This window comes from Mycolicibacterium holsaticum DSM 44478 = JCM 12374 (assembly GCF_019645835.1).
Lineage (GTDB): Bacteria > Actinomycetota > Actinomycetes > Mycobacteriales > Mycobacteriaceae > Mycobacterium > Mycobacterium holsaticum.
This window is the reverse complement of sequence record NZ_CP080998.1, coordinates 747,124-770,669: the sequence shown is the minus strand read 5'-3', so window position 1 is coordinate 770,669 and position 23,546 is coordinate 747,124. Positions and strand designations below refer to the sequence as shown.

Here is a 23,546-nt window from a genome sequence, read left to right as displayed (position 1 = left end):
CCCGCCGCTACGCTATTCGCTCGTCGACCGGCGCCAGCACGTCGATCACATCGATGAGCGTGGCGCGTGCTGATGCGCGCGGGCCGTCGCCGTCGCCGACGAGCGCAGCCACCACCGCACCGTCGACAGCGTTGACCAACGCCGTCAGGTACTCGGCGCGCACCGACCGTCCGGACCGTTCGATGACCTCGATGACGGCGTCGGTGCGTTGCCGCAGAATCTGTCGTTGGATGTCGCGCAGCATCGGTTGGCGCGCGCACGCGATGTAGCGCTCGTAGCGGGAGATCAACTGCTCGCTGACCCGCTGGCCGACCGCGTCGTCGACGAGCAGGTCGACCAGGATGGCCGCTGTCGACTCGGCGCCGCGACGGCGTCGCGGCAGCATCGCCACCCGGGCCCGCAACTGCTCGGTCTCGCGTTCACCGACGTGCTCGACGGCCTTGGCGATCAGGTCGTCCAACGACGAGAAGTAGTACGTCGTCGACGCCAACGGCAGCCCGGCGCGACGGGCCACCGCGCGGTGCCGGACCGCGTCGAAGCCCCCTTCGCACAGCAGATCGGCAGCCGCGCTGACCAGCGCGCACCGCCGACGTTCTCCCTTAGGAGTGACTGCTGCTGTCACCTCTAGCATGCTGCCAGTCGGGCGGGTCTCCCATTGCGCTTTCGACCAATCAACAGGCTTTACTCAGATAACTCGGGCGAATACCGAACCCGCGGCGGTGGCATGATGGCCGCCATGCCCGAACTCAGCCGACGCGCGCTGCTGCGTGTGGGTGTCGGTGTGACAGGCGTGGCCGCCGGGCTGGCCGCGTTCTCCCGTCCACCGGCCGTGCGCGCCGCGCCGACCTACGTCGAAGGGTCGTTCGTCTCGGCGGCGCGCGGCGGGATGAGGACCAACTGGGCGATCGCCCGCCCGCCAGGACAGACCGGACCGCTGCGCCCGATCATCGCGCTGCACGGTAAGGGCAGCGACGCGGCGACCGTGATGGCCGGCGGGGTGGAGCAGGGCTTGGCTCAGGCCGTGGCGGCGGGACTGCCGCCATTCGCGGTCGTGGCCGTCGACGGCGGCGGAAGCTACTGGCACAAGCGCGCATCCGGTGAGGACTCCGGCGCGATGGTGCTCGACGAGCTCATCCCGATGCTGGGTGAGCAGGGCCTGGACCCCTCCCGGGTGGCGTTCCTGGGCTGGTCGATGGGTGGGTACGGCGCGCTGCTGCTCGGTGGCAGGCTGGGGCCGGCCCGCACCGCGGCCATCTGCGCGGTGAGCCCGGCATTGTGGACGTCCCCGGGCGCGGCGGCGCCCGGCGCGTTCGACGGCGCCGCGGACTACGCGGCCAACAGCGTGTGGGGGCTGCCGGACCTCGGCCGGATACCGATCCGGATCGACTGCGGCAACAGCGATCCGTTCTACGCAGCCACCAAACAGTTCATCGCCCAACTGCCCACCCCACCTGCGGGCGGCTTTTCGCCCGGCGGGCACGACGGCGGGTTCTGGAGTTCGCAGCTGCCCGCCGAGCTGACCTGGATCGCGCCGCTGCTGACCGCCTGACATCCTGCGCGTTAAACGCTGATGCGACCCTCGGCGGCGGCCAGCCCGATATCGCTGCGAAAATGGCTGCCCGGCAACCGGATCGATTCGATCAACGCGTACGCGGCGGCGCGGGCCGCGGCCAGATCGGACCCGGTTCCCACCACCGACAGCACCCGGCCGCCGCAGGAGACGACCGCGCCGTCGTCGCGGCGGGCGGTGCCCGCGTGCAGCACACCGTCGGCCTCGGATCCGGTGATGACGTCGCCCACCCGGGGCCGGCTGGGATAGTTCTCCGCGGCCAGCACGACCGTCACCGCGGCGCCGTCGCGCCATTTCAGCGGCCGCAGCCGGGCCAGCGTGCCGGTCGCGGCGGCGCGCAGCAGCTGCCCCAGCGGGCTGTCCAGCAGTGCCAGCACCGACTGTGTCTCCGGATCGCCGAAGCGGCAGTTGAATTCGACGACCGCCGGACCCTGTGACGTGATCGCGAGCCCGGCGTAAAGCAATCCGGAAAACGAACTACCTCGACGCACCAGCTCGGCGGCAACAGGTTTCACGATCTCGTCGACGATCCGGTCCGCGACGTCTGCGGGCAGCCACGGCAGCGGCGCATAGGCGCCCATCCCGCCGGTGTTGGGTCCGGTGTCGTTGTTGCCGACGCGCTTGAAGTCCTGGGCGGCCAACAGCGGAACCACGGTCTCACCGTCGACGACGCAGAACAGTGACACCTCGGGACCGTCGAGAAACGATTCGAGCAGCACCGGATGTCCGGCGTCGAGCAGGCTGGCGGCGTGCGCGCGGGCCACGTCGCGGTCGGTGGTCACCACCACGCCCTTGCCGGCGGCCAGCCCGTCGTCCTTGACCACCCAGGCCGCCTCGCCGCCCGGTGGCCCGAAGCGGTCGAGTGCTGCGTCCAGCCGCGCCGGGTTGTCGACGATCTCGCTGCGCGCGGTGCGCACCCCGGCAGCGGCCATCACGTCTTTGGCGAACGCCTTGGACCCCTCGATGCGTGCGGCGTCCCTGGTCGGTCCGAAGCAGGCGATCCCCGCGGCGCGCACGGCGTCGGCCACGCCGAGCACCAGCGGCACCTCGGGACCGATGACCACCAGGTCGGCGCCGATCTGCCGGGCCAACTTGGCGACTGCCTCCCCGGAGGTGATGTCGACGTCGTGCTGCTGGGCGATCGCCGCGGTGCCCGCGTTTCCCGGGGCGATGGCCAGTGCCTCGACCTCCGGGTCGCGGCGCAGCGCGAGCAGCAACGCATGTTCACGGGCTCCGGAGCCGATCACCAGCACACGCACAAGCGCCAACTCTAAACGCTCGCCCTCGGCCATACACTTGACACCACACTGTATGGTCGGTTTATGACGCAGAGCACATGCCCGTTTTCGCCGGGATGGGACTTCACCGACCCCGACCTCCTGCTCAAGGGCATACCCGTCAGCGAGTTCGCCGAGCTGCGCAAGACCGCGCCGGTGTGGTGGAACGAGCAGGCGGAGTCGATCTTCGACGACGGCGGCTACTGGGTGATCAGCCGCCACGAGGACATCAAGGCCATCTCACGCGACAGCGATCGGTGGTCGACCAACCGCAAGGGTGTCGTCATGCGACTGCCCGAGGGCACCGACGCCGAACAGCTGGAGCTGACCAAGGCGCTGCTGATCAACCACGACGCACCCGAGCACACCCGGCTGCGCAAGATCGTGTCTCGGCTGTTCACCCCGCGGGCGGTGGCCGGGCTGGAAGGCAAGCTCGCCCTCGTCGCCCGTGAGATCGTCGCCGCGGCAAAGGAAAAGGAAAGCGGCAACTTCGTCGACGACATCGCGATGGGTTTGCCGCTGCAGGCGATCGCCGACTTGATCGGCGTTCCGGAGACCGACCGCGAGAAGTTGTTCCGGTGGACCAACTCCATCATGAACACCGACGACCCCGACTTCGAAAGCGATTACGCGGCCGCCAACGCCGAGCTGATGGGCTACGCCTACGCGATGGCCGAGGAACGCCGCCGCTGCCCGGCCGACGACATCGTCACCCGGCTCGTCGAGGCCGATATCGACGGAGAATCGATGGAGGATGTCGAGTTCGCGTTCTTCGTTATCCTGCTGGCGGTCGCGGGCAACGAGACCACACGCAACGCGATGACCCACGGGATGAACGCGTTCTTCGAGCACCCCGACCAGTGGGAGCTGTTCAAGCGTGAGCGACCAGAGACGACGGCGGACGAGATCGTGCGGTGGGCCACGCCGGTGCACTGCTTCCAGCGAACAGCGTTGCAGGACATCGAACTCGGTGGCGTGACGATTCGCGAGGGTCAGCGTGCCGGCCTGTTCTACAGCTCGGCCAACTACGACGAGTCGGTGTTCGACTCGCCGTTCGAGTTCAACATCAGCCGCGACCCCAACCCGCATCTGGGCTTTGGGGGCAACGGCGCGCATTACTGCATCGGGGCGAATCTGGCCCGCATGGAGATCCAGCTGATCTTCAACGAGATCGCCGAGCAGATCCCCGACATCGCCAAACTGTCTGAACCGCAACGTCTTCGCTCGGGCTGGCTCAACGGGGTCAAGAACCTGCAGGTATCCTACTCTGGTTGATTGGGCTGGCTGAGTAGGATTTTGCCGTGCGCACCCACGGTTGGTCCGGTTCGGCGCCAGCGACCGACGACGAGGCGATAGGCCGGATCCTCGACGCCGCAGGCAAGGCCATCGACGCGCGCGGCGCGGACTTTTCCATCGCCGACGTCGCCAGGACGCTGGGCGTGACGCGGCAGACGGTGTACCGATATTTCCCGAGCACCGACGCCCTGCTGCAGGCCTCGGCGCAACGCGCGGCCACCGACTTCCTCGACCGGCTGGCCGAGCACCTGCACGGGCTCACCGACCCGCGGGAGGCGGTTGCCGAGGGAATCGCCACCGCGCTGGAGTGGATCCCCAAGGACAAGCACATCGGCCTCCTGCTCATGCCCGGCAGAGCCAGCGCATTCAGCCAGACGGTGACCTCCGACGTGGCGCTGCAATTCGCCGACTCGATGCTGCGCCGGTTCGACGTCGACTGGTCCGGGCTGGGCTTCGACGACGACGACCTCGACGACCTGGCCGAGCACCTGCTGCGGATCATCCAATCGTTCGTCATCGATCCGGGCCGCCCACCCCGGCAGGGCATCGAGCTTCGCGACTACCTGCGTCGATGGGTGGGGGCGGCACTGCCGGGGCAGTGATTTGATGCGCGGTGCGGGGTTGCCCCGGTCATAGACTTGTGGCCGTGGGCGCGGTGGACGGTTTTCTGGCGACGTGGTCGCGTGCCCGCGCCACGTTCGGTGAGGGGAATCCGCAGGCCGGTGCGGACTTCGATGCGAGCGCGCGGTTGCGGTCGCTGCAGGGCGACGTGGAATCGGCTGCGCCTGCCTCGGACTGGACCGGCGCGGCAGCCGACACGTATGCCGATGAGAACCTGCGCCAGGGCCGGACTCTTGGCGCGATGGCCGATCTGGACCGGCGGCTGGCGGCCGAGGTGGACCGCTCCGCGGCCGTCGTGGCCGCCGGTCGCCGCGACCTCGACGCCGTCAAACAGTGGGTGCTCGACGCCGCGGCCACCGCACCCAGCGAGCAGATGACCTGGCCAGTGGTCCGCAAGGGCGTCGGCGACGTCGCGGAGATCATCGAGCGCTCGCACGCCGACCTGTCGGCGATCGCCGGGCGAATCCGCGCGCTCGGAGGCGAGTATGCGGAGCTGGGTGGGGACCGCACGCCGGTGAGCCTGATGGGCAACGGGCAAGACGACAAGGACGTCCCCGAGACCGCGCTCGATCTGGCCGACATCGTGCAGCTCGCGCCGTTCGACCCCAACGATGAAAGTACCTACGGTCCACCCGGTTACAAGGAGCTGGTGCCGGGATCAGGCACCTGGATACCGGACCCGGGCAGCCCCACGTTCCCGAAGAGTCCGCCCGAGGCGCCGGTGGACCTCAACGACATCGTGGATCGCGGTCGGGGCAGTCTCGGGCAGCCGTGGGAGATCGAACTCATCCCGGGATCGGGCGTGTGGGTGCCCGATCCGAATTACGGCAATCCGCGGTAGCTCACCGGCCACCTATCGCGGCGACGGCCTTGGTCAGAAGATCGGAAATAAGTGGCTCCGCGGCGAACTCAGGATTGACCCGCGCCCGCACCTGGGTAAAGACGCGGCCGTCGAGGATCGCGACATAGAAGTACTCGACGTAGTCGATCCCGTCGATAGCGACCTTGATGGCGCTGGTGGCGGCGCCGTCGATACCAGGCGCGGTCAGCGGTGTGGCCGTACCGACCGTGCGGATGTCACTTCGGACATGGAACGCCACCCGCTCACAGCCCGTGGACGGCAGGCCTGCGGGTACCGTGACCGGGTCCGTCACGCTGACGGTGATGACCTGGCTGTCCGGTCCTTGGGCGCCGACGCCGATTCGGTCGGCGCCGGCTCGGCCCCGGACCGGTTCGAGCAGCGGGCGGCACTGTGGCGGCTCGACCGTGAACGGTCGGCCGTTGCCGACGGTGTCGCCGACGAGCGCTGCCTGTTGGGCGGTCCGCCGCTCCGGCACCGAGAGCCCTTCGGGTTCGAAACCCGGCGGGAAGTCGCCGCGGATCTCGTTGAGGCGCGAAAGGTCGATGTCGGCGGCGGGTTCTTGCACCGACGTCTCAGACGCACAACCGACCACTACGGCGCACGACCACACCAGCAGTGCCACGGCGCCCCGGTGCCAATGCATGACGTCAGCCTAAGCGCGGCGCCGGCACCTACACCGCACGAAATTCAGAGCACGGTGAGCGGCAGCGACTTGCGCGGCTGGAACGCGAACGTCGCGCCGCCGCTGATCTTGGCCACCGCCACCTCGGAGAACTCCTTGGCAGCCGTATCGGTCTTCACGATGCGTGCCGTCCAGTCCTGCTGGCTGCCAGCGATTTCCACGTCGAGATGCGGGTCGACGGCGGCGACGATCGCCTGTACCGGGCGCTTCTCGTCCGGCGTCACCAGCGCTGCCCAGGCGCCGTCCTCGTGCGCGGCCGACCGTCGCACGTGCACGACGTCCGGTCCGAACTCGGCGTCGACGTACGCGGTCGGGTTCAGCAGTGGATGCACCTTCAGCACCCGCAGCGCCCCCTCGATACCGCCGGGCAGTCCCAGCGCCTGGTGGATACGTTCGGCGCCCAGACCGGCAACGCCGATGAGCTGCTTGGTGCAGATCTCGGTGGCCAGTTCGGCGTTGGTGCCCGCGCGCTTGCCGACGGCGATCACGAACGACAGGTTCAGCAGGTGCATCTGCAGGCATATTTCGTCGGCCATACGCACCAACGCCGAATGCGAGAACGCCGAGAAGTCCAGGTCTGAGACCAGCGGGCCCGAGTAGTCCGACTCGCCGTCGTCATCGGGGTCGATCGGATCGAGTTCGATTCGGGCGGCCCGAGTGCGGCGTACCACGTCGAGCACGGGGTGGTCGTCGACCGGCGGGTAGGACTCGTCGATGATCACCGACCACGCGCAGTGCGGCTCACGGTCGGCGGGTTCGCGCGGCGGCCGATGGATCGGCCGGATCTGCGCCCGGCGGTTAGTGGCGACCGCGGTCGCGTCGAAGGTGGGGTCCTCGATGTCGTGGCACATGCCGCGCACGTAGTCCTCGCCCATCGGTTCGACGTCGAGCAACGCACCGCAGTGGTCGAGCTGGAACTCGCCGTGCCAGCGGTCGTAAACGGTGTAGCGGAAATCCATGAACTGCGGCGGCGCACCGATGTCGAGCTGCAGGCCCTTGAAGATCGTGACGACGTCGTCACCCTCGTAGCGCAGCGCCTTCTGCATCCGCCTGGTGTAGATCGGGCTGGCGCCCATCCACTCCTCGATCGCAATCTGCAGCATCTCTTCGCGGCCGAAATTGCTGATGCACCATGCCATTCCGGACCGGTCGATCATCTGGCCGATCAGCAGCAGCTCGGGAACCAGCGTGGCCAGCTGATCCCGGGACAGCTCGGCGTATCTACTTGTCATCCAGATCGCTTCCCGAGTGCATCTTCAGCGCCGCGTTCACGTTGGCCTTCTTATCCTCGCCCCGGCCCTTTTCTTCGGCCTTCTTACGCTGTTTGGCCACCTTCGCTACGACACCGTCCAGCTTCGAGCCGAGCGGAAAGCCCAGATAATGCGTGAGGAAAACGGCCATCTCCTTGAGTTCGCTCACGGTGAGTTCCCCGTTGTGCAGCGCAGCGTTGGTCTGGATCTCGGCCAGCGCCTGGTCGCCCAGCGCCGTCACAACGGTCAGCGTCATGATGCGCTTATCGCGCATCGACAACCCCGGACGCGTCCAGATCGAGCCGAAGAGATGGTCGACGGTCAGGTCGAAGTACTCGTCGCCTTCGATGTTGGGCATCTCCCAGCCGTACACCTCGTTCATCTTCTCGAGGCCCTTGCGGCGCTGTTCGTCCACGGTGTTACTCCTTCGTGTGCGGCACGCCGAGCCCGGCGGCCAGATTCTTCAGGGCCACCTCGGCAAGCGGCAGGTCCACACCGGTGGCCTGGCCGAGACCGAGCGCCAAGCGCAGATCCTTCTCCCCGAGTCCACGGGTGTGGATGAACATGTCGTGCAGAAAGTGGTCGGGGGTCAGCGGCTTGGTGTCGTCGCGGTACATGATGGCGCCGGGGCCGCCACTCTGCGCATCGCTGTGCCGCACCACCCGGCCGAGCTTCTGCAGATCGATGCCTGCCGCTTCTGCCAGTTTCTGCGCCTCGCACGCTGCGGCGAACCCGGTGAACGTCAACATGTTGCGCGCCAGCTTCATTCGGGTGCCTGCCCCCGGCTCCCCCGCGCGGACCACAAGCGATGCCCACTTTTTGAACACCGGCTTGACCATGGCGTACGCCTCTTCGTCGGCGCCGACCATCACGGCAAGCTCGCCGTTGTCGGCCGCGCCGGCACCGCCGCTGACCGGGGCGTCCACGATATGGATTCCCTTGGGCCGCAGGCTTTCAGCTAAATCCCGCGCGGTATCCGGCTCGATCGTCGAGTGGATGGCGATGACGGTGCCCGGCTGCGCACGTTCGGCAAGCTGCCCCACCACGTCGCGCACCTGCTCGTCGTTGAGCACCGTGACGCTGATGACCTCGGCGCGCGCCACGTCGGCGACGCTGTCGGCGAGCGTCGCGCCCAATTCCGCCAGCGGGGTCATCGCCTCCGTGCGGACGTCGAAGACGATGAGCCCACCGGGCCAGTCGACGAGCCGCTTCGCCATCGGCGCTCCCTGGTTACCCAGCCCGATGTAACCCAACGTGAGGTCGGTCATGATCGGATGATCTGTCCGCCGTCGACGTTGAAGATCTGGCCGGTGATCCACTTGGCCTGATCGGAGAGCAGAAACAGGCACATGCCGACCAGATCGTCGGTCTGGCCCATGCGCGACAACGGAATTCCCTTCACGATGTCGGCGACCATCTCCTGCGGCGTGGTGGTGCGGTTGGCCTCGGTGTCGATCGGTCCCGGCGCGATGGCGTTGATGCGGATGTTCATGCCGCCGAGTTCGGTGGCCAACTGTTGGGTCAGGCCGTTGACGCCGACCTTGGCCAGCCCGTAGAAATTCGCGTACAGCCAGGCCGCGGTCGAGGACTGGTTGACGATCGCGCCGCCCCCGCGTTTGGCCATCTTCTTGTAGACCGCGCGCGTGCACACCAGCGCGCCGTCCATGTTCACGCTCATGAACTTCTTGTAGTAGTCCCAGTCGACGGTGATCAGGAAGTCCAGCTTCATGCCGCCGAAGATCGCGGCGTTGTTGACCAGGTAGTCGATGCCGCCGAACTCCGCGAGCGTGCGGTCGGCCATCGCCTTGGCCGAGTCGATGTCCGACACGTCCACGGGCACGCTGATCGCGGTGCCCCCGTCGGCGCTGATCTGCTTGGCCACCGCCTCGGCGGCCTCGGCGTTGATGTCGGCCACCACCACCGCGGCGCCTTCCCGCGCGAGCGCCTCGGCATACACTTGGCCGATGCCGCCGCCGGATCCGGTGACGATCGCGACCTTGTCCTTGAACTGGTCCTCGTAGAGCCCCATCGTGTTCCTTCCTCGTTGCCGAATGTGGGGTTGTGTCACGCTTCGCGACGTTTTGCGTGCGGGTAACCCACGTTCGGCGCGATCGTCACACCGCCGTAGCGATGGCCTTGATCTCCAGGTATTCCTCGAAGCCGGCCAATCCCATCTCCCGGCCGATGCCGGACTGCTTGTATCCGCCGAACGGCATGTCAGCCGAGTACCAGACGCCGCCGTTGACGTTCACCGTGCCGACGCGCAGCCGGGCCGCCACGCGGTTGGCGCGCTCGACGTCCGGGGAGAACACGGTGCCGGACAGGCCGTAGGGCGAGTCGTTGGCGATGCGCACGGCGTCGTCGTCGCCGTCGTGGGCGATGACCGTGAGCACGGGGCCGAAGATCTCCTCGCGCGCGACCTTGGCGGTGTTGTCCAAGCCGGCGATGACGGTGGGCTCGATGAAGAACCCGGTGTCGCGGTCGGCGGGTCGGCCACCGCCCGCGGCGAACCGGCCGCCCTCCGCGACCGCCGAATCGAGATAGCCCTGAACCCGGTCACGCTGACGCGCCGAAATCAGCGGTCCGCAAATGGTTCCGGCGTCGTTGGGGTCGCCGGGTTTGAGCCCGGCCATCGTCGCCGCGGCGGCATCGACGGCCTCGTCGTAGCGGGCCCGGGGCACCAGCAGCCGGGTGGTGATCGCACATCCCTGGCCGGCGTGCATCGACGCGGTGAACGCCGACATCGAGCACGCGCCCGCCAGATCTGCGTCGTCGAGTACCACGAACGCCGACTTGCCGCCGAGTTCCAAGAACACCTTCTTGAGCGTGGCCGAGCCGTCGGCCATCACGGCTCGCCCGGTCACCGTCGAGCCGGTGAACGAAACCATGTCCACGCGTGGGTCTTTGGACAGCAGCGCGCCTACGCCGTGGTCACTCGAGGTGACGATGTTGACCACCCCCGGCGGAATATCGGTGTGCTCGGCGATGAGCTCTCCGAGCACGGCCGCGCACCACGGGGTGTCCGGGGCCGGTTTGAGGATTATGGTGTTGCCGGCCGCCAGCGCCGGGCCGAGCTTGGCGAGGTTGATCTGATGCGGGAAGTTCCACGGCGTGATGGCACCCACCACGCCGACCGCCTCACGGGTGATCGTCCGGCGGGTTTTGATACCCATCGGCGAAGCGATGCCGAGATCGGTTGTCCACTCGTAGTTCTCGGCGGTGTCGGCGCAGAAGCTCAGGTCGGCGACCGGTCCCTCGAGCTGGGCGGCCGAGGTCAGCATCCGCGGCGCACCGACCTCGGCGATCGTGATGTCGCGCAGTTCCTCAACGTGGTTGGTCAGCGCTTCCTGCAACTGACGCACACAGCGCACCCGCAACTCGGTGTTCGTCGACCAGTCGGTGTCGTCGAACGCCCGGCGCGCCGCCTCGATCGCGCGGCCCATGTCGTCGGCGTTCGCGTCGGCAGCGACGCCGAGCACCTCCTCGGTGGCGGGGTTGACCGTCGGGAACGTCCCGGCACTACCGGCGACGAGCTTGCCGTCGACGAACAGTTGGCTCTCGCGATTGGCTAGCAGTGCCATCCGGCCTCCGATCGAACGCTACTGGACAACTGTCCGGAATTTATCAGTCGAACCATAGTGCCACAGCGCGGCACCTGGCAAGCATGCTTTCTTCTACCTGCATGCTTGCCCAAGAATGCGTTCATCGGATAGCTTGGACACGTGTCCAGCGATCCAGCGGTTGCGATCACCGGCCCGCAATCCGCGGCTTCCGGTGAGACGCCACGCAACCGGCGCCAGGAGGAAACCTTCCGCAAGGTGCTCGCCGCGGGGATGGAGATGCTGCGCGAATCCTCCTACGCCGACCTGACGGTTCGCGCCGTCGCCGCCCGCGCCAAGGTCGCACCCGCAACGGCCTACACCTACTTCTCGTCCAAGAACCACCTGATCGCCGAGGTCTATCTGGACCTGATGCGGCAGGTGCCGTATTTCACCGACGTCAACGAAAGCCGCCTGGTGCGGGTGGAGAAGACGCTGCGCAGCATGGCGCTGATGGTCGCCGACGAACCCGAGGTCGCCGCCGCCTGCACGACGGCCCTGCTGGGCGGTAACGACCCCTCGGTGCGCAGCGTGCGCGAACGCATCGGCGCGGAGATCCTTCGCCGCATCCGCTCGGCGATGGGCCCCGACGCCGATCCGCGCATGCTGTCGGCGTTGGAGATGACGTTCTTCGGCGCTCTGGTCAACGCCGGCAGCGGCGCCTTCACCTATCGCCAGATCGCCGACCGCCTCAGCTACGTGGTGGGCCTGATCCTCGGAGAGGATCCATAGATGAAGCCTCGGAGAGGATCCATAGATGAAGCCTCGGGGAGGATCCCTAGATGAGCCTGGGAGAACAACAGTGACAGTCCCGACCAGCGATTTGGTACTGGACCCGTACGACTACGACTTCCACGAAGACCCGTACCCCTATTACCAGCGGCTGCGCGACGAGGCGCCGCTGTACCGCAACGACGAGATCGGGTTCTGGGCGCTGTCGCGGCACACCGACGTGCTGCAGGGCTTCCGCAACAGCACCACGCTGTCCAACAAGTACGGGGTGTCGCTGGACCCGGCATCGCGCGGCCCCCACGCGGCGAAGACCATGTCGTTTCTGGCCATGGACGACCCCGCCCACCTGCGGCTGCGCACCCTGGTCTCCAAGGGCTTCACCCCGCGCCGCATCCGCGAGCTCGAGCCCCGGGTCACCGAGATCGCGGTGCAGCACCTGGACACCATGTTGGAGAAGGCCCAGTCCGGAACCGTCGACTACGTCGAGGAATTCGCGGGCAAGCTGCCCATGGACGTCATCTCCGAGCTGATGGGCGTGCCCGAGCCCGACCGCGACCAGGTACGTGGATGGGCCGACGACGTCATGCACCGCGACGACGGCGTCACCGACGTGCCGCCTGCGGCCGTAGACGCCTCGATCAACCTCATCGTCTACTACCAGGGCATGGTCGCCGAGCGCCGCAGGAAGCCCACCGACGACCTCACCACCGCCCTGCTCGAGGCCGAGATCGACGGTGACCGGCTCACCGACGACGAGGTGCTCGGGTTCATGTTCCTGATGGTCATCGCGGGCAACGAGACCACCACCAAACTGCTTGCCAACGCCGCATTCTGGGGCCACAAGAACCCCGACCAACTCGTCCCGGTCTACGCCGATCTCGAGCGGGTGCCGCTGTGGGTGGAAGAGACGTTGCGCTATGACACCTCCAGCCAGATCCTGGCGCGGACGGTGGTCGGCGATCTCACCCTGTACGACACCAAGATCCCCGACGGCGACGTCGTGCTGCTGTTGCCGGGATCGGGGCATCGCGACGAGCGGGTGTTCGACGAACCCGACAGGTTTCTGATCGGCCGCGACATCGGCGCCAAGCTCCTCAGTTTCGGCAGCGGCGCCCACTTCTGCCTCGGTGCGCATCTGGCCCGGATGGAAGCACGGGTGGCGCTGACCGAACTGTTGAAACGGATCCGCCGGTACGAGGTCGACGAGGCCGGTGCCGTCCGCGTCCACTCGAGCAACGTCCGCGGGTTCGCCCACCTGCCCATCACACTGGAAATCAACTGAGGTCGTTCACATGCCACGCTTCGATCCACTTCCGGACCGTCGTCCCGCCATCGTGGCCGGCGCGTCGTCGGGAATCGGAGAGGCCACCGCACTGCAGCTCGCGGCGCGCGGTTTCCCCGTCGCCGTCGGCGCACGTCGCGTCGAGAAGCTCGACGAACTGGTCGCCAGGATCCGCGCCGACGGCGGTGAGGCCGTCGGGTTCCATCTCGACGTCACCGATCCCGACTCGGTCAAATCGTTTGTCGCCCAGTCCGTTGAGGCGCTCGGTGAGATCGAGGTGCTGGTCGCCGGCGCGGGTGACACCTATTTCGGCAAGCTGTACGAGATCAGCACCGACGAGTTCGAGTCGCAGCTGCAGATCCATCTGATCGGCGCCAACCGGTTGGCCACCGCGGTGCTGCCCGGGATGATCGAACGCCGGCGCGGCGACCTGATCTTCGTGGGCTCCGACGTCGCGCTGCGCCAGCGCCCCCATATGGGCGCCTACGGCGCCGCCAAGGCCGGCCTGGTGGCCATGGTCAACAACCTGCAGATGGAACTGGAGGGCACCGGTGTGCGCGCGTCGCTGGTGCACCCGGGTCCGACCAAGACCAGCATGGGCTGGAGCCTGCCCGCCGAGAAGATCGGTCCGGCACTTGAAGATTGGGCCAAATGGGGGCAGGCCCGCCACGACTACTTCCTGCGGGCAGCGGACCTGGCGCGCGCCATCACGTTCGTGGCCGAGACGCCACGCGGCGGGTTCATCGCGAACATGGAGCTTCAGCCCGAAGCCCCGTTGGCCGACAACACCGACCGTCAGAAACTCGCGCTGGGCGAAGAGGGGATGCCAGGATGACTACCGCGATCGTGCCCCGGGTATCGGGCGGTGAAGAAGAACACGGACACCTCGAGGAGTTCCGCACCGATCCGATCGGGTTGATGCAGCGCGTCCGCGACGAATGCGGTGACGTGGGCTGGTTCCAGCTCGTCGACAAGCACGTCATCCTGCTGTCCGGCGCGGAGGCCAACGAGTTCTTCTTCCGTTCGGCCGACGAGGATCTGGATCAGGCCGAGGCCTATCCGTTCATGACGCCGATCTTCGGCAAGGGCGTGGTGTTCGACGCCAGCCCCGAGCGGCGCAAGGAGATGCTGCACAACTCGGCGCTTCGCGGTGAACACATGAAGGGCCACGCGGTCACCATCGAGGGTGAAGTCCGCAAGATGATCGCCGACTGGGGCGACGAAGGCGAGATCGAGCTGCTGGACTTCTTCGCCGAGCTGACCATCTACACCTCGACCGCGTGTCTGATCGGGCTGAAGTTCCGCAACCAGCTCGACCACCGGTTCGCCGAGTACTACCACGACCTCGAGCGCGGCACCGACCCGCTGTGCTACGTCGACCCCTACCTGCCGATCGAGAGCTTCCAGCGCCGCGACGAGGCGCGGGTGAAACTCGTTGGGCTGGTGCAGGAGATCATGGACCAGCGGCTGACCAACCCGCCCAAGGACAAGTCCGACCGCGACATGCTCGACGTGCTGGTGTCGATCAAGGACGAGGACGGTAACGCCCGGTTCTCCGCGGACGAGGTCACCGGCATGTTCATCTCGCTGATGTTCGCCGGCCACCACACCAGCTCGGGCACCTCGGCGTGGACGCTGATCGAGATGATCCGCCACCCCGAGGTCTACGCCGAGGTGCAAAAGGAACTTGACGAGCTCTACGCCGACGGCCAAGAGGTCAGCTTCCACGCGTTGCGCCAGATTCCGTTGCTGGACAACGTCGTCAAGGAGACGCTGCGGCTGCATCCGCCGCTGATCATCCTGATGCGGGTAGCCCAGGGCGAGTTCGAGGTGGCGGGCTTCCCGATTCACAAGGGTGACTTCGTCGCGGCCTCGCCTGCCATCAGCAACCGGATCCGCGAGGACTTCCCCGACCCCGACGAGTTCAAGCCGGAGCGCTACAACAAGCCCGAGCAGGCCGACATCGTCAACCGGTGGACGTGGATCCCGTTCGGTGCGGGCAGGCACCGCTGCGTCGGCGCGGCATTCGCCCAGATGCAGATCAAGGCCATCTTCTCCGTTCTGCTGCGCGAGTATGAGTTCGAGATGGCCCAACCGGCAGACACCTACCGCAACGACCACTCCAAGATGGTCGTGCAGCTGCAGCGCCCCGCCCGGGCCCGCTACCGCAAGCGGCGGGCATAGGAGAGGCGATGGGTTCTCGAGGCTTCAAAGTCACTGTCGACCTGGACCTGTGCCAGGGCCACGCGATGTGCGAACTGGAGGCACCCGACGTCTTCACGGTGCCCAAACGCGGCAAGGTACAGATCCTCAACCCCGAACCGCCCGACGACCTGCGCGCGCAGGTCGAGGAAGCCGTCATGCAGTGCCCCACCCAAGCTTTGTCCATCAAAGAAACAGGAGACTGACAATGCCGTCATTGCCGCGTGAGCAACTCGAAGAATGGGTCGAGCAGTGGCTGGAAGCCAACCGCGAGGCCGAACGCAAAGGCGACTGGAAGGGGTTGGCCGATTTCTTCACCGACGACGCCACCTACGGCTGGAACATCGGCCCCAAGGAGGACGTGATGTGCGTCGGTCGCGACGAAATCCGCGACGTCGCCCTCGGCTTGGAGATGCAGGGCCTGGAGAACTGGGTCTACGAGTATCAGCGGGTGCTGATCGATGACAAGCTCGGGGAGATCGTCGGCTTCTGGAAGCAGATCGTGAACAAGTCGGACGGCACCACGGGTGAGATCTACGGCATCGGCGGTAGCTGGTTCCGCCTCGACGCCAACCTGAAGATCGAGTGGCAGCGCGACTTCTTCGACTTCGGCCACGTGGCCTACATGTACGGCAAGCTGATCGAGTCGGGCGACCTTTCCGAAGGCATGCAAAAGCGCATCGAGCGGGCGCTGGCCGGGGAGAAGTTGCCGGGCTACTACCCGCTGGGACAGGCACCCGTACCGCTCTGGTGACCGGCCAAGCAGTTGATTGGGGGTGCCTGTGACGTACCTAACTAATGGCTCTAGTCTGTGGTCACAAGCTCAAACGGAAGGCACGTAGGGATGAAGACAAAAGGCGCGCTCATCTGGGAGTTCAACCAGCCGTGGTCGATCGAGGAGATCGAGATCGGTGACCCCGTCAAGGATGAAGTCAAGATCCAGATGGAAGCGTCGGGGATGTGCCACTCCGACCATCACCTGGTCACCGGCGGCATCCCGATGGGCGGGTTCCCCGTGCTCGGCGGCCACGAGGGCGCCGGCATCGTCACCGAGGTCGGGCCCGGCGTCGACGACCTCGCCCCCGGTGATCACGTGGTGCTGTCGTTCATCCCGTCCTGTGGCACCTGTCCGTCGTGTCAGGCGGGGATGCGCAACCTATGCGATCTGGGCGCCGGCCTGCTCAACGGCGCTGCGGTATCCGACAACACGTTCCGGATTCAGGCCAAGGGCCAGAACGTCTTCCCGATGACGCTGCTTGGCACCTTTTCGCCCTACATGGTCGTGCACAAGTCCTCGGTGGTGAAGATCGACCCGTCGATCCCGTTCGAGGTGGCCTGCCTGGTCGGTTGCGGCGTCACCACGGGGTACGGCTCGGCCACCCGCACCGCGGACATCCGGCCCGGCCAGGACGTCGCCGTCGTCGGCGTCGGCGGGGTGGGCATGTCGGCGCTGCAGGGCGCCGTCGCCGCGGGCGCCCGGTACATCTTCGTCATCGACCCGGTCGAGTGGAAGCGCGATCAGGCGCTGAAATTCGGTGCGACGCACGTCTATCCGGATATCGAGACGGCGATGATGGGCATGGCCGAGGTCACGATGGGCCTGATGGCGCACAAGGTGATCGTCACCGTCGGTGAACTGCACGGCGCAGACATCGACAACTACATGAACATCACCGCCAAGGGCGGCACCTGCGTGGCCACCGCGATCGGCAGCCTGCTCGACACCCAGGTCACGCTGAACCTGGCGATGCTGACGCTGATGCAGAAGAACCTGCAGGGCACCATTTTCGGTGGCGGCAACCCGCACTACGACATTCCGCAGCTGCTGTCGATGTACAAGGCGGGCAAGCTCAACCTCGACGACATGATCACCCGCCAGTACAAGCTGGAGCAGATCAACGAGGGCTACCAGGACATGCTGGAGGGCCGCAACATCCGCGGCGTCATCCGTTACACCGACGACGATCGGTGACCGGCATGACCGAAACCGTCGCGCAGACACCGGCGTTGGCCGCGTCACAGAGCTCCTGGCGCTGCGTGCACGCCCACGACAAAGCGGGCTGGTTGGGCCTGATGGCCGACGACGTCGTCATCGAGGACCCGATCGGGCAGGCCATCACCAACCCCGACGGGACCGGGATCCGCGGGAAGGAGGCCGTTGCGGCCTTCTTCGACGCCAACATCGCCGGCAACGACCTGCGCATCACCTGCGAGGAGACGTTCCCGTCGAGTTCGCCCGCCGAGATCGCTCATATCCTGGTGCTGCGCAGCAAGTTCGAGAACGGTATGACGAGCACGGTGCGCGGTGTGTTCACCTACAAGGTCAACGACGACGGCCTGCTGACCAACCTGCGTGGCTACTGGAACATGGACGCGATGCAGTTCGGCCAGGTGGGCGAAGGCAATTAGCGCGCCGTCCCGCTGCCCTTCGGGCGGGAGGCGCCCCCAGGCCGGCCGCGGCGCCGTCGTCGTCGGCGGCTCGCGAGGTGTCGGGCTCGCGGTCGCCGAACTGCTCGCCGAACAGGGCGCCGGCGTGGTGGTCAACGCACGCGACGCCGACGCGGTATCCGAAGCTGCCCAACGCATCCCGAATGCGGTGGGGCTGGCGGGCTCCCCCGCCGAACCCGACGTCGCCGACGCGTTGATCGACACGTGCGTGAGCGAGTTCGGCCGCATCGACATGCTCGTCAACTGCGCGGGCACCGCGGGCCTGGCCGCCGAGTCGATCCTCAACGTCACCAGCGCACAGTTCCGCGAACTGATCGACGCGCATCTCGGCACGGTGTTCGAGACATGCCGGGCCGCGGCTCCGCTGATGGTGGCCCAGGGCGGCGGGGCCATCGTCAACACCAGCTCCTTCGCGTTCCTCGGGGACTACGGCGGGACCGGATATCCGGCGGGCAAGGGCGGCGTCAACGCGTTGACGATGGCCCTGGCCGCCGAGCTGAGGGAACACGGGGTCCGCGCGAACGTGGTCTGCCCCGGCGCCAAGACCCGGTTGTCGACGGGGCCGGAGTACCAGGCGCACATCGAGACGCTCAACCGGCGCGGAATGCTGGACGACACCAGCACGCAGGCCGCGCTGGATGCCCCGCCACCGGAGTATGTGGCGCCCACCTACGCCTACCTGGCCAGCGACCTGGCCAAGGATGTGACGGGGCAGATCTTCATCGCCGCAGGCGGTTTCGTCGGCCGCTTCGACCGGCCGACACCGGCGATCGTCGCCTACCGCGACCATCGGGACTCACCGCCGTGGACGGTCGACGAACTCCACGCCCATATTTGCAGGGATAGCGCGCGAGGCTGAGACGTCGGCACGCACCCTCACTATGCTCAGGGCCATGGCAACGATCTTCACCAAGATCATCAACGGAGAACTGCCCGGCAGGTTCGTCTACGAGGACGACGACATCGTCGCGTTCCTGACGATCGAACCGATGACACAGGGCCACACCCTCGTGGTACCGCGCGCGGAGATCGATCACTGGCAGGAGATCGAGCCCGCGGTCTTCGGCCGGGTGATGGAGGTCTCCCAGTTGATCGGCAAGGCCGTGTGCAAGGCGTTCGGCGCCCAGCGGGCCGGTGTCATCATCGCGGGGCTGGAAGTGCCGCATCTGCACGTGCACGTGTTCCCGGCGTACAACCTGACCGACTTCGGGTTCGCCCATGTCGACCGGAATCCGTCGCCCGAATCGCTCGACGATGCGCAGGCCAGGATCAAAGCCGCGCTGGCCGAATTGTCCTGAGAATCAAGAGCGCCTGCACAAGTCGATGGTCGTCAGGCGCGCGATCGCAGCAAGAACCTGTCGGCCCACCGATGACTGGTACTCGCGCAGGTATTTCGTCCGGCGCGGGTCGTCCTCTGCCAGGTGGTGGGTGAGCGGATGCTGCGTTTTCCAGACCGCGTCCTGCGCCGCCGCGCCCACGGCGACCTCGAAGTCGTAGTCGGTCAACACCCTGATGGCGCGTGCCGGCTTACCACAGTCGCAGTAATTCCCAGCGGCGTCAGCCGGCTCATCGCTGATTGGCCTGGTGCGGCTCAACCCTGTCACGCTCCGTCAGTCGTATGCGGTCTTCGACACGCAGAAGGTACCGAAGAAATGGCGAAAGTCCCTCAAAAGCGAAGCGAAGCATGTTGATTCGCGGCGCAGGGCTTTGCGGAGAGCAATTCTTTCAATCTGCAAATGCGCTGTGTAACCAGAGGCCTGCGGCCGTATGGCAAATATTTGGCCCCGACGCAACTCCTTCAAACAGAAACTATCCTTACGAAAACTGCAACACGTTCAGTTAGTCAATATTATTAGCTGTACAGCGCTGGACACTGGTTGAGCTGTGGTGCCTAATACAGAGTGCATTGCTGAGATAGATAGCAATGCGAACATCCATCGTATCGCCCGGGCGCGTCGTTCGGCGGGCTCAGCTCCGGCCACGGCAACGTTAACTTTCCCCGCGCTCCGCAGGGGTAGTCCAATTCCCCTGGTTTTCAACATCATTGGCAAGAAACTCCGCATCATCGGTGATCCGCGGCAGCGTGACCCGGAACCGGCTACCTTCCCCGGTCGCGGTGGTGACCGCGACGGTGCCGCAATGCGCGCGCACCAGCGAGTCCACGATCGACAACCCCAGCCCGGTCCCGCCGCTGGCCCTGGCCCGTGACGAGTCGGCGCGGTAGAACCGCTCGAAGACCCGATGGGCGTCGTCGGCACTCATGCCGGGGCCCCTGTCACACACCTCCAGCACCGCGCTGTCGCCCGCGGTGCCCACCCGCACGGTGACCTTGGCGGACCCAGGCGTGTGTTGCAGTGCGTTGGCCATCAGGTTCCCGATCACCTGGCGCAGTCGAGGCTCGTCGCCGAGCACTTCGGGAGTGCCCGGACCGTCGAACACCTCCACGGTGATGTCGCGCTGCGGGGCGATGGAACGGGCATCGTGCACGGCGTCGGTGGCCAGCGCCAGCAGGTCGACGCGGCGCCGGTCCAGGGGTCGCTGGGCGTCGAGCCGGGCGAGAAGCAACAGATCCTCCACGAGCAGCCCCATCCGGCTCGACTCGCTTTCGATGCGGCTCATCAGCATCTCGATGTCACGGGCGGCGCCCTGGCGATACAACTCGGCGAAGCCGCGGATGGTGGTCAGCGGGGTGCGCAGCTCGTGGCTGGCGTCGGTGATGAAACGTCGCATCCGGTCCTCAGAACTGCGGGCCTGCTCGGCCGAAGATTCCGAGGCCGCCAAGGCGCGCTGGATCTGGGTGAGCATTCCGTTGAGCGCCAACGAAAGTCGGCCGACCTCGGTGCGCGAATCACGTTCGGGTATGCGGCGGTCGAACTGCCCTGCGGCGATCGCCGCGGCGGTCTGTTCCACCTCCACCAACGGGCGCAGGCTGCGATGCACCACGGCATAGCCGGCGACGCCGAGCACCAGCAGCACCGCCAGCCCGATGCCGATCTGGGCATACACCAGGGCCCGCACGGTCGTCTGCACGTCGGACAGGTCGATCGCGACGGTGATGAGCTCACCGCCGGGTCCGCGCACGGTCATCGCCCGCCACGCCACATCGGAGTCACCGATCGAACCGATGGTGACCGGAACCGGGCCCACGTCGTTGTCGTCGGGCAACGCCGGTTCGGCCTGGCGGTCGTTGACCGCCATCCAGATGCGGCCGTCGGCGTCGACGCCGCGCACGTAGAAGTTCGACGGTGGACGGGCGGGGTTGGGTCCCTCCGTCGGGACGACCGGCGTGCGGCGCGGGACTTGCGCCCAGCTGCCGGAGGCGTCGAGCAGTTCCTGATCCACCCGGCTGCTCAGGCTGTGCCGCAGTATCGACGTCACCGCGACACCGGAGGCGAGCAGCCCGAGCGCTACCAGCAGCAGGGTGGCGGCGACCAACCCGACTCGCAGCGGCACGCCTTTGCGCACTACCGAGGTTCTCGAAGCACGTATCCGACGCCGCGCAACGTGTGCAGCAGGCGTTTGTCTCCGGTGTCGATCTTGCGGCGCAGGTAGGAGACGTAGGACTCGACGACGTTGACGTCGCCGCCGAAGTCATAGCGCCAGACGTGGTCGAGGATCTTGGGCTTGGACAACACCGTGCCCGCGTTGATCATGAAGTACCGCAGCAGGGTGAACTCCGTCGGCGACAGCGATACCGGCTCGCCGGCCTTCCACACCTCGTGGGTGTCCTCGTCGAGGTCGATGTCGGCGAAGGACAGCCGCGAACTGCGCGGCTCCTCGACGCCGCGGCCGGTTCGGCGCAGGATGACCCGCAGGCGCGCGACCACCTCTTCCAGGCTGAACGGTTTGGTGACGTAGTCGTCGCCGCCGAGGGTCAGCCCGGCGATCTTGTCCTGTAGCGAGTCGCGGGCCGTCAGGAACAGCGCGGGTGCGTCGATGCCGTCGGCGCGCAGCCGCCGCAGCAGCCCGAACCCGTCCATGCCGGGCATCATCACGTCGAGGATGACGGCGTCCGGCCGTACCTCACGTGCGGCGTCCAGCGCGGCGGGACCGTTCGAGGCCGTGTGGACCTCGAATCCTTGGAACTTCAGGCTCACGGAGAGAAGATCGACGATATTGGTCTCATCGTCGACAACGAGCACCTTTGCTTCTGGGATCGTTTCTGATGATGCAGGCATAGCCATTCCGCCACTGTCGTCGCTTCCCTTGCAATCATCCTGCATGGACGCTGTGAAGTTCCTGTGAGTTTGGTATTGCGGGGTCCATAGACTGGTGCGATGAACCTCGGCAAAGCCGTGACGGACCTGGCGACGGCCCCGGTGCGGGTCGGGCTCGCGATGGCCGACGCAGGGATTTCCATGGCCAGCGGCGCGCTCGGCATGGCGCAGCGTTCACTGGGTGAAGCGAACACGGCCTCGCGCAACGCCTCGGTGGCGCACATGCTGGGCCTCGACGACGCGGTGGAACGGGCGAACCGGCTGGCCAGGCTGATGGACGACGATGCGCCCCTCGGCCGCGCGCTGCGGCCCAACGGCCCGATCGACCGGCTGCTGCGCCCGGGCGGGCTGGTCGATCAGCTCACCGAGGAGGGCGGCCTGCTGGACCGGCTGACCGCCGAGAACGGCGCGGTCAGCAGGGCGCTGGCGCCGGGCGGGCTGGTGGACCAGATCGCCTCCGAGGACGGTTTGATCGACCGGATGACCACCGAGGACGGCGCGCTGTCGCGGGTCATCGCCCCGGGTGGGCTGGCGGACCAGTTGCTGGCCAACGACGGGCTGATCGAGCGGGTGCTGCGCGAGGACGGGGTGGCCGATCGCCTGCTTGCCGAAGACGGGCTGCTCGACACGTTGACCGACCCGGACGGGCCACTGCTGAAGCTGGCCGACGTCGCCGACACCCTGAACCGCTTGGCACCCGGGCTCGAGGCACTGGCACCGACGATCGACGCGCTGCACGAGGCCGTCATCACGCTGGCGCAGGTGGTCAACCCGCTGAGCAACATCGCCGACCGCATCCCGATACCGGGCCGCCGGCCACGGGCCCGCTCGACGTCGCGGACCGTGACGTCACAGCGCATCATCGAGGCCGAGGAGTGACCCGCGATGTCCGCTTCGAGGCTCTTGACAGAGAGCGGAGTTCTCCGAACCGACAACCCGGCTCTCTGTCAGCGTGAGCGCGTCAGTAGGACTGTCCGTCGGCATACCGCTGTCGTCGGTAATAACGACCACTACCGCGATTCTCGCCTTGTACGTCGGCAATTGGCTGTCACAGTTGGGACAAACGAGCCGCAGGTTGTTACGACGGTTGTTAGTTGCGTCGCCATCGATATGGTCGATGATCAGCGCAAGGGGCGAGCCATTCCACTCCCCCTTGATTCCGCAGATTGCACAACTCCCTCCCTGCTGTTCATGTAGGAAATCCCGAACGTAGTTCCCTTGGTAGTCGTCGACGATATGACTGCTGGCATGCGTTGGGGCAGAACACTTTTTGTTGACGACCTTTACACCGAGGCCGCGACCGAGGCAGGTCATCGACATAGCGAGACGCTAACCTCGAGGGCCGACAATAATGGAGCCGCGTGAGAGACTCGAACTCTCGACATTCGCCTTACAAGGGCGATGCTCTACCAACTGAGCTAACGCGGCTGGCTCGATAAAACCATGGCCATACTACGACGAGGCGATAACTGGCGGCTGGAGCACCATCGCGGCGAAGAGCCTACGTA

General features: G+C 66.7%; 26 protein-coding genes, 1 tRNA gene and 1 pseudogene. 15 read left to right on the top strand and 13 right to left on the bottom strand.

The genetic code is table 11. The annotated features are described in order from the left end of the window. Nucleotides 1-7: 7 nt before the first annotated feature. Entirely contained in the window at nucleotides 8-631 is a 624-nt protein-coding gene (locus K3U96_RS03805; protein WP_069405298.1) for a TetR/AcrR family transcriptional regulator, read from the bottom strand. Between the two features lie 96 nt (nucleotides 632-727). Here K3U96_RS03805 and K3U96_RS03800 point away from each other — a divergent pair, with 96 nt between their 5' ends. Next, complete coding sequence (locus K3U96_RS03800) at nucleotides 728-1,549, top strand: alpha/beta hydrolase-fold protein (protein WP_069405320.1); 822 nt, start codon at nucleotides 728-730, stop codon at nucleotides 1,547-1,549. Nucleotides 1,550-1,560: 11 nt separating this feature from the next. Here the strand turns inward: K3U96_RS03800 and purD are convergent, their stop codons facing one another. Then, nucleotides 1,561-2,829, bottom strand: coding sequence for a phosphoribosylamine--glycine ligase (gene purD / locus K3U96_RS03795; RefSeq protein WP_220693384.1), 1,269 nt, complete (start codon nucleotides 2,827-2,829; stop codon nucleotides 1,561-1,563). Nucleotides 2,830-2,892: 63 nt separating this feature from the next. On the opposite strand from purD, the gene K3U96_RS03790 reads away from it, so the two are divergent. Genes K3U96_RS03790 through K3U96_RS03780 form a run of 3 tightly spaced genes read left to right on the top strand, consistent with a single transcriptional unit; the run spans nucleotide 2,893 to nucleotide 5,605 of the window. After that, complete coding sequence (locus K3U96_RS03790; protein WP_069405299.1) at nucleotides 2,893-4,122, top strand: cytochrome P450; 1,230 nt, start codon at nucleotides 2,893-2,895, stop codon at nucleotides 4,120-4,122. Nucleotides 4,123-4,148: 26 nt separating this feature from the next. After that, entirely contained in the window at nucleotides 4,149-4,745 is a 597-nt protein-coding gene (locus tag K3U96_RS03785) for a TetR/AcrR family transcriptional regulator (protein ID WP_069405300.1), read from the top strand. 44 nt (nucleotides 4,746-4,789) lie between these two features. Next, nucleotides 4,790-5,605, top strand: a complete 816-nt coding sequence (locus tag K3U96_RS03780; protein ID WP_220692121.1) for an EspA/EspE family type VII secretion system effector — start codon at nucleotides 4,790-4,792, stop codon at nucleotides 5,603-5,605. A gap of 1 nt (nucleotide 5,606) precedes the next feature. Here the strand turns inward: K3U96_RS03780 and K3U96_RS03775 are convergent, their stop codons facing one another. From K3U96_RS03775 to K3U96_RS03750, 6 genes are all read right to left on the bottom strand, one after another. Further along, entirely contained in the window at nucleotides 5,607-6,269 is a 663-nt protein-coding gene (locus K3U96_RS03775; protein WP_220692120.1) for a DUF5642 family protein, read from the bottom strand. A gap of 44 nt (nucleotides 6,270-6,313) precedes the next feature. Continuing rightward, entirely contained in the window at nucleotides 6,314-7,540 is a 1,227-nt protein-coding gene (locus K3U96_RS03770; protein ID WP_220692119.1) for a hypothetical protein, read from the bottom strand. Further along, a complete protein-coding gene (locus K3U96_RS03765) occupies nucleotides 7,530-7,973 on the bottom strand; it encodes a carboxymuconolactone decarboxylase family protein (RefSeq protein WP_069405304.1) in 444 nt (147 codons plus the stop codon). The genes K3U96_RS03770 and K3U96_RS03765 overlap by 11 nt, the downstream gene beginning before the upstream one ends. A 4-nt stretch (nucleotides 7,974-7,977) precedes the next feature. Further along, entirely contained in the window at nucleotides 7,978-8,826 is an 849-nt protein-coding gene (locus K3U96_RS03760) for an NAD(P)-dependent oxidoreductase (protein WP_069405305.1), read from the bottom strand. Next, the gene (locus tag K3U96_RS03755) at nucleotides 8,823-9,587 is read right to left on the bottom strand and encodes an SDR family oxidoreductase (protein ID WP_220692118.1); all 765 of its coding nucleotides are present in this window, start codon (nucleotides 9,585-9,587) and stop codon (nucleotides 8,823-8,825) included. Before K3U96_RS03755 ends, K3U96_RS03760 begins: the two co-directional genes overlap by 4 nt. Nucleotides 9,588-9,672: 85 nt before the next feature. Further along, a complete protein-coding gene (locus K3U96_RS03750) occupies nucleotides 9,673-11,139 on the bottom strand; it encodes an aldehyde dehydrogenase (RefSeq protein WP_220692117.1) in 1,467 nt (488 codons plus the stop codon). A gap of 141 nt (nucleotides 11,140-11,280) precedes the next feature. Between K3U96_RS03750 and K3U96_RS03745 the strand changes: the two genes are divergently transcribed. The 10 genes from K3U96_RS03745 (at nucleotide 11,281) to K3U96_RS03700 (ending at nucleotide 19,119) form a co-directional block, all read left to right on the top strand. After that, nucleotides 11,281-11,889, top strand: a complete 609-nt coding sequence (locus K3U96_RS03745; RefSeq protein ID WP_069405308.1) for a TetR family transcriptional regulator — start codon at nucleotides 11,281-11,283, stop codon at nucleotides 11,887-11,889. 70 nt (nucleotides 11,890-11,959) lie between these two features. Then, nucleotides 11,960-13,171 carry a cytochrome P450 gene (locus tag K3U96_RS03740; RefSeq protein WP_434085132.1) on the top strand — a complete coding sequence of 404 codons (1,212 nt, stop codon included), beginning with the start codon at nucleotides 11,960-11,962 and terminating at the stop codon, nucleotides 13,169-13,171. A gap of 10 nt (nucleotides 13,172-13,181) precedes the next feature. Continuing rightward, nucleotides 13,182-14,006, top strand: a complete 825-nt coding sequence (locus tag K3U96_RS03735; protein ID WP_069405310.1) for an SDR family oxidoreductase — start codon at nucleotides 13,182-13,184, stop codon at nucleotides 14,004-14,006. Further along, on the top strand, nucleotides 14,003-15,355 hold the full coding sequence (locus K3U96_RS03730) for a lanosterol 14-alpha demethylase (protein WP_069405311.1): 1,353 nt from the start codon (nucleotides 14,003-14,005) through the stop codon (nucleotides 15,353-15,355). Before K3U96_RS03735 ends, K3U96_RS03730 begins: the two co-directional genes overlap by 4 nt. Nucleotides 15,356-15,363: 8 nt before the next feature. After that, on the top strand, nucleotides 15,364-15,579 hold the full coding sequence (locus K3U96_RS03725; protein WP_069405312.1) for a ferredoxin: 216 nt from the start codon (nucleotides 15,364-15,366) through the stop codon (nucleotides 15,577-15,579). Nucleotides 15,580-15,581: 2 nt separating this feature from the next. After that, complete coding sequence (locus K3U96_RS03720) at nucleotides 15,582-16,127, top strand: nuclear transport factor 2 family protein (protein WP_220692115.1); 546 nt, start codon at nucleotides 15,582-15,584, stop codon at nucleotides 16,125-16,127. 90 nt (nucleotides 16,128-16,217) lie between these two features. Further along, nucleotides 16,218-17,345: an NDMA-dependent alcohol dehydrogenase gene (locus K3U96_RS03715; RefSeq protein ID WP_069405314.1), complete on the top strand. Its 1,128-nt coding sequence runs from the start codon at nucleotides 16,218-16,220 to the stop codon at nucleotides 17,343-17,345. Between the two features lie 5 nt (nucleotides 17,346-17,350). After that, nucleotides 17,351-17,782 carry a nuclear transport factor 2 family protein gene (locus tag K3U96_RS03710; protein ID WP_220692114.1) on the top strand — a complete coding sequence of 144 codons (432 nt, stop codon included), beginning with the start codon at nucleotides 17,351-17,353 and terminating at the stop codon, nucleotides 17,780-17,782. Continuing rightward, nucleotides 17,778-18,680: an SDR family NAD(P)-dependent oxidoreductase gene (locus K3U96_RS03705; protein WP_220693383.1), complete on the top strand. Its 903-nt coding sequence runs from the start codon at nucleotides 17,778-17,780 to the stop codon at nucleotides 18,678-18,680. The genes K3U96_RS03710 and K3U96_RS03705 overlap by 5 nt, the downstream gene beginning before the upstream one ends. 34 nt (nucleotides 18,681-18,714) lie before the next feature. Further along, nucleotides 18,715-19,119: an HIT family protein gene (locus K3U96_RS03700; RefSeq protein ID WP_069405315.1), complete on the top strand. Its 405-nt coding sequence runs from the start codon at nucleotides 18,715-18,717 to the stop codon at nucleotides 19,117-19,119. 3 nt (nucleotides 19,120-19,122) lie between these two features. On the opposite strand, the gene K3U96_RS03695 is transcribed toward K3U96_RS03700, so the two are convergent. The 3 genes from K3U96_RS03695 to K3U96_RS03685 form a co-directional block, all read right to left on the bottom strand. Next, on the bottom strand, nucleotides 19,123-19,326 hold the full coding sequence (locus K3U96_RS03695; protein ID WP_220692113.1) for a hypothetical protein: 204 nt from the start codon (nucleotides 19,324-19,326) through the stop codon (nucleotides 19,123-19,125). A 484-nt stretch (nucleotides 19,327-19,810) separates the two neighbouring features. Beyond that, complete coding sequence (locus K3U96_RS03690; protein ID WP_271035564.1) at nucleotides 19,811-21,274, bottom strand: sensor histidine kinase; 1,464 nt, start codon at nucleotides 21,272-21,274, stop codon at nucleotides 19,811-19,813. An 11-nt stretch (nucleotides 21,275-21,285) separates the two neighbouring features. Then, nucleotides 21,286-22,005: a response regulator transcription factor gene (locus tag K3U96_RS03685; protein ID WP_069405317.1), complete on the bottom strand. Its 720-nt coding sequence runs from the start codon at nucleotides 22,003-22,005 to the stop codon at nucleotides 21,286-21,288. A 93-nt stretch (nucleotides 22,006-22,098) separates the two neighbouring features. Between K3U96_RS03685 and K3U96_RS03680 the strand changes: the two genes are divergently transcribed. Beyond that, nucleotides 22,099-22,917 (top strand): hypothetical protein, encoded by an 819-nt coding sequence (locus K3U96_RS03680; RefSeq protein WP_069405318.1) that lies wholly within the window; start codon nucleotides 22,099-22,101, stop codon nucleotides 22,915-22,917. Between the two features lie 82 nt (nucleotides 22,918-22,999). Here K3U96_RS03680 and K3U96_RS03675 read toward each other — a convergent pair. Together K3U96_RS03675 and K3U96_RS03670 are read right to left on the bottom strand one after the other, a co-directional pair. Further along, a pseudogene (locus K3U96_RS03675) lies at nucleotides 23,000-23,305 on the bottom strand (HNH endonuclease). Between the two features lie 85 nt (nucleotides 23,306-23,390). Further along, nucleotides 23,391-23,466, bottom strand: a tRNA-Thr gene (locus K3U96_RS03670). Between the last annotated feature and the right edge of the window lie 80 nt (nucleotides 23,467-23,546).

What these genes read in the sequence shown, in the direction of transcription:
- K3U96_RS03805 (WP_069405298.1), bottom strand. Translation starts at nt 631, where the DNA reads ATGCTAGAGGTGACAGCAGCAGTCACTCCTAAGGGAGAACGTCGGCGG.
- K3U96_RS03800 (WP_069405320.1), top strand. Translation starts at nt 728, where the DNA reads ATGGCCGCCATGCCCGAACTCAGCCGACGCGCGCTGCTGCGTGTGGGT.
- K3U96_RS03790 (WP_069405299.1), top strand. Translation starts at nt 2,893, where the DNA reads ATGACGCAGAGCACATGCCCGTTTTCGCCGGGATGGGACTTCACCGAC.
- K3U96_RS03775 (WP_220692120.1), bottom strand. Translation starts at nt 6,269, where the DNA reads ATGCATTGGCACCGGGGCGCCGTGGCACTGCTGGTGTGGTCGTGCGCC.
- K3U96_RS03770 (WP_220692119.1), bottom strand. Translation starts at nt 7,540, where the DNA reads ATGACAAGTAGATACGCCGAGCTGTCCCGGGATCAGCTGGCCACGCTG.
- K3U96_RS03760 (WP_069405305.1), bottom strand. Translation starts at nt 8,826, where the DNA reads ATGACCGACCTCACGTTGGGTTACATCGGGCTGGGTAACCAGGGAGCG.
- K3U96_RS03755 (WP_220692118.1), bottom strand. Translation starts at nt 9,587, where the DNA reads ATGGGGCTCTACGAGGACCAGTTCAAGGACAAGGTCGCGATCGTCACC.
- K3U96_RS03750 (WP_220692117.1), bottom strand. Translation starts at nt 11,139, where the DNA reads ATGGCACTGCTAGCCAATCGCGAGAGCCAACTGTTCGTCGACGGCAAG.
- K3U96_RS03735 (WP_069405310.1), top strand. Translation starts at nt 13,182, where the DNA reads ATGCCACGCTTCGATCCACTTCCGGACCGTCGTCCCGCCATCGTGGCC.
- K3U96_RS03730 (WP_069405311.1), top strand. Translation starts at nt 14,003, where the DNA reads ATGACTACCGCGATCGTGCCCCGGGTATCGGGCGGTGAAGAAGAACAC.
- K3U96_RS03725 (WP_069405312.1), top strand. Translation starts at nt 15,364, where the DNA reads ATGGGTTCTCGAGGCTTCAAAGTCACTGTCGACCTGGACCTGTGCCAG.
- K3U96_RS03720 (WP_220692115.1), top strand. Translation starts at nt 15,582, where the DNA reads ATGCCGTCATTGCCGCGTGAGCAACTCGAAGAATGGGTCGAGCAGTGG.
- K3U96_RS03715 (WP_069405314.1), top strand. Translation starts at nt 16,218, where the DNA reads ATGAAGACAAAAGGCGCGCTCATCTGGGAGTTCAACCAGCCGTGGTCG.
- K3U96_RS03710 (WP_220692114.1), top strand. Translation starts at nt 17,351, where the DNA reads ATGACCGAAACCGTCGCGCAGACACCGGCGTTGGCCGCGTCACAGAGC.
- K3U96_RS03700 (WP_069405315.1), top strand. Translation starts at nt 18,715, where the DNA reads ATGGCAACGATCTTCACCAAGATCATCAACGGAGAACTGCCCGGCAGG.
- K3U96_RS03685 (WP_069405317.1), bottom strand. Translation starts at nt 22,005, where the DNA reads ATGGCTATGCCTGCATCATCAGAAACGATCCCAGAAGCAAAGGTGCTC.
- K3U96_RS03680 (WP_069405318.1), top strand. Translation starts at nt 22,099, where the DNA reads ATGAACCTCGGCAAAGCCGTGACGGACCTGGCGACGGCCCCGGTGCGG.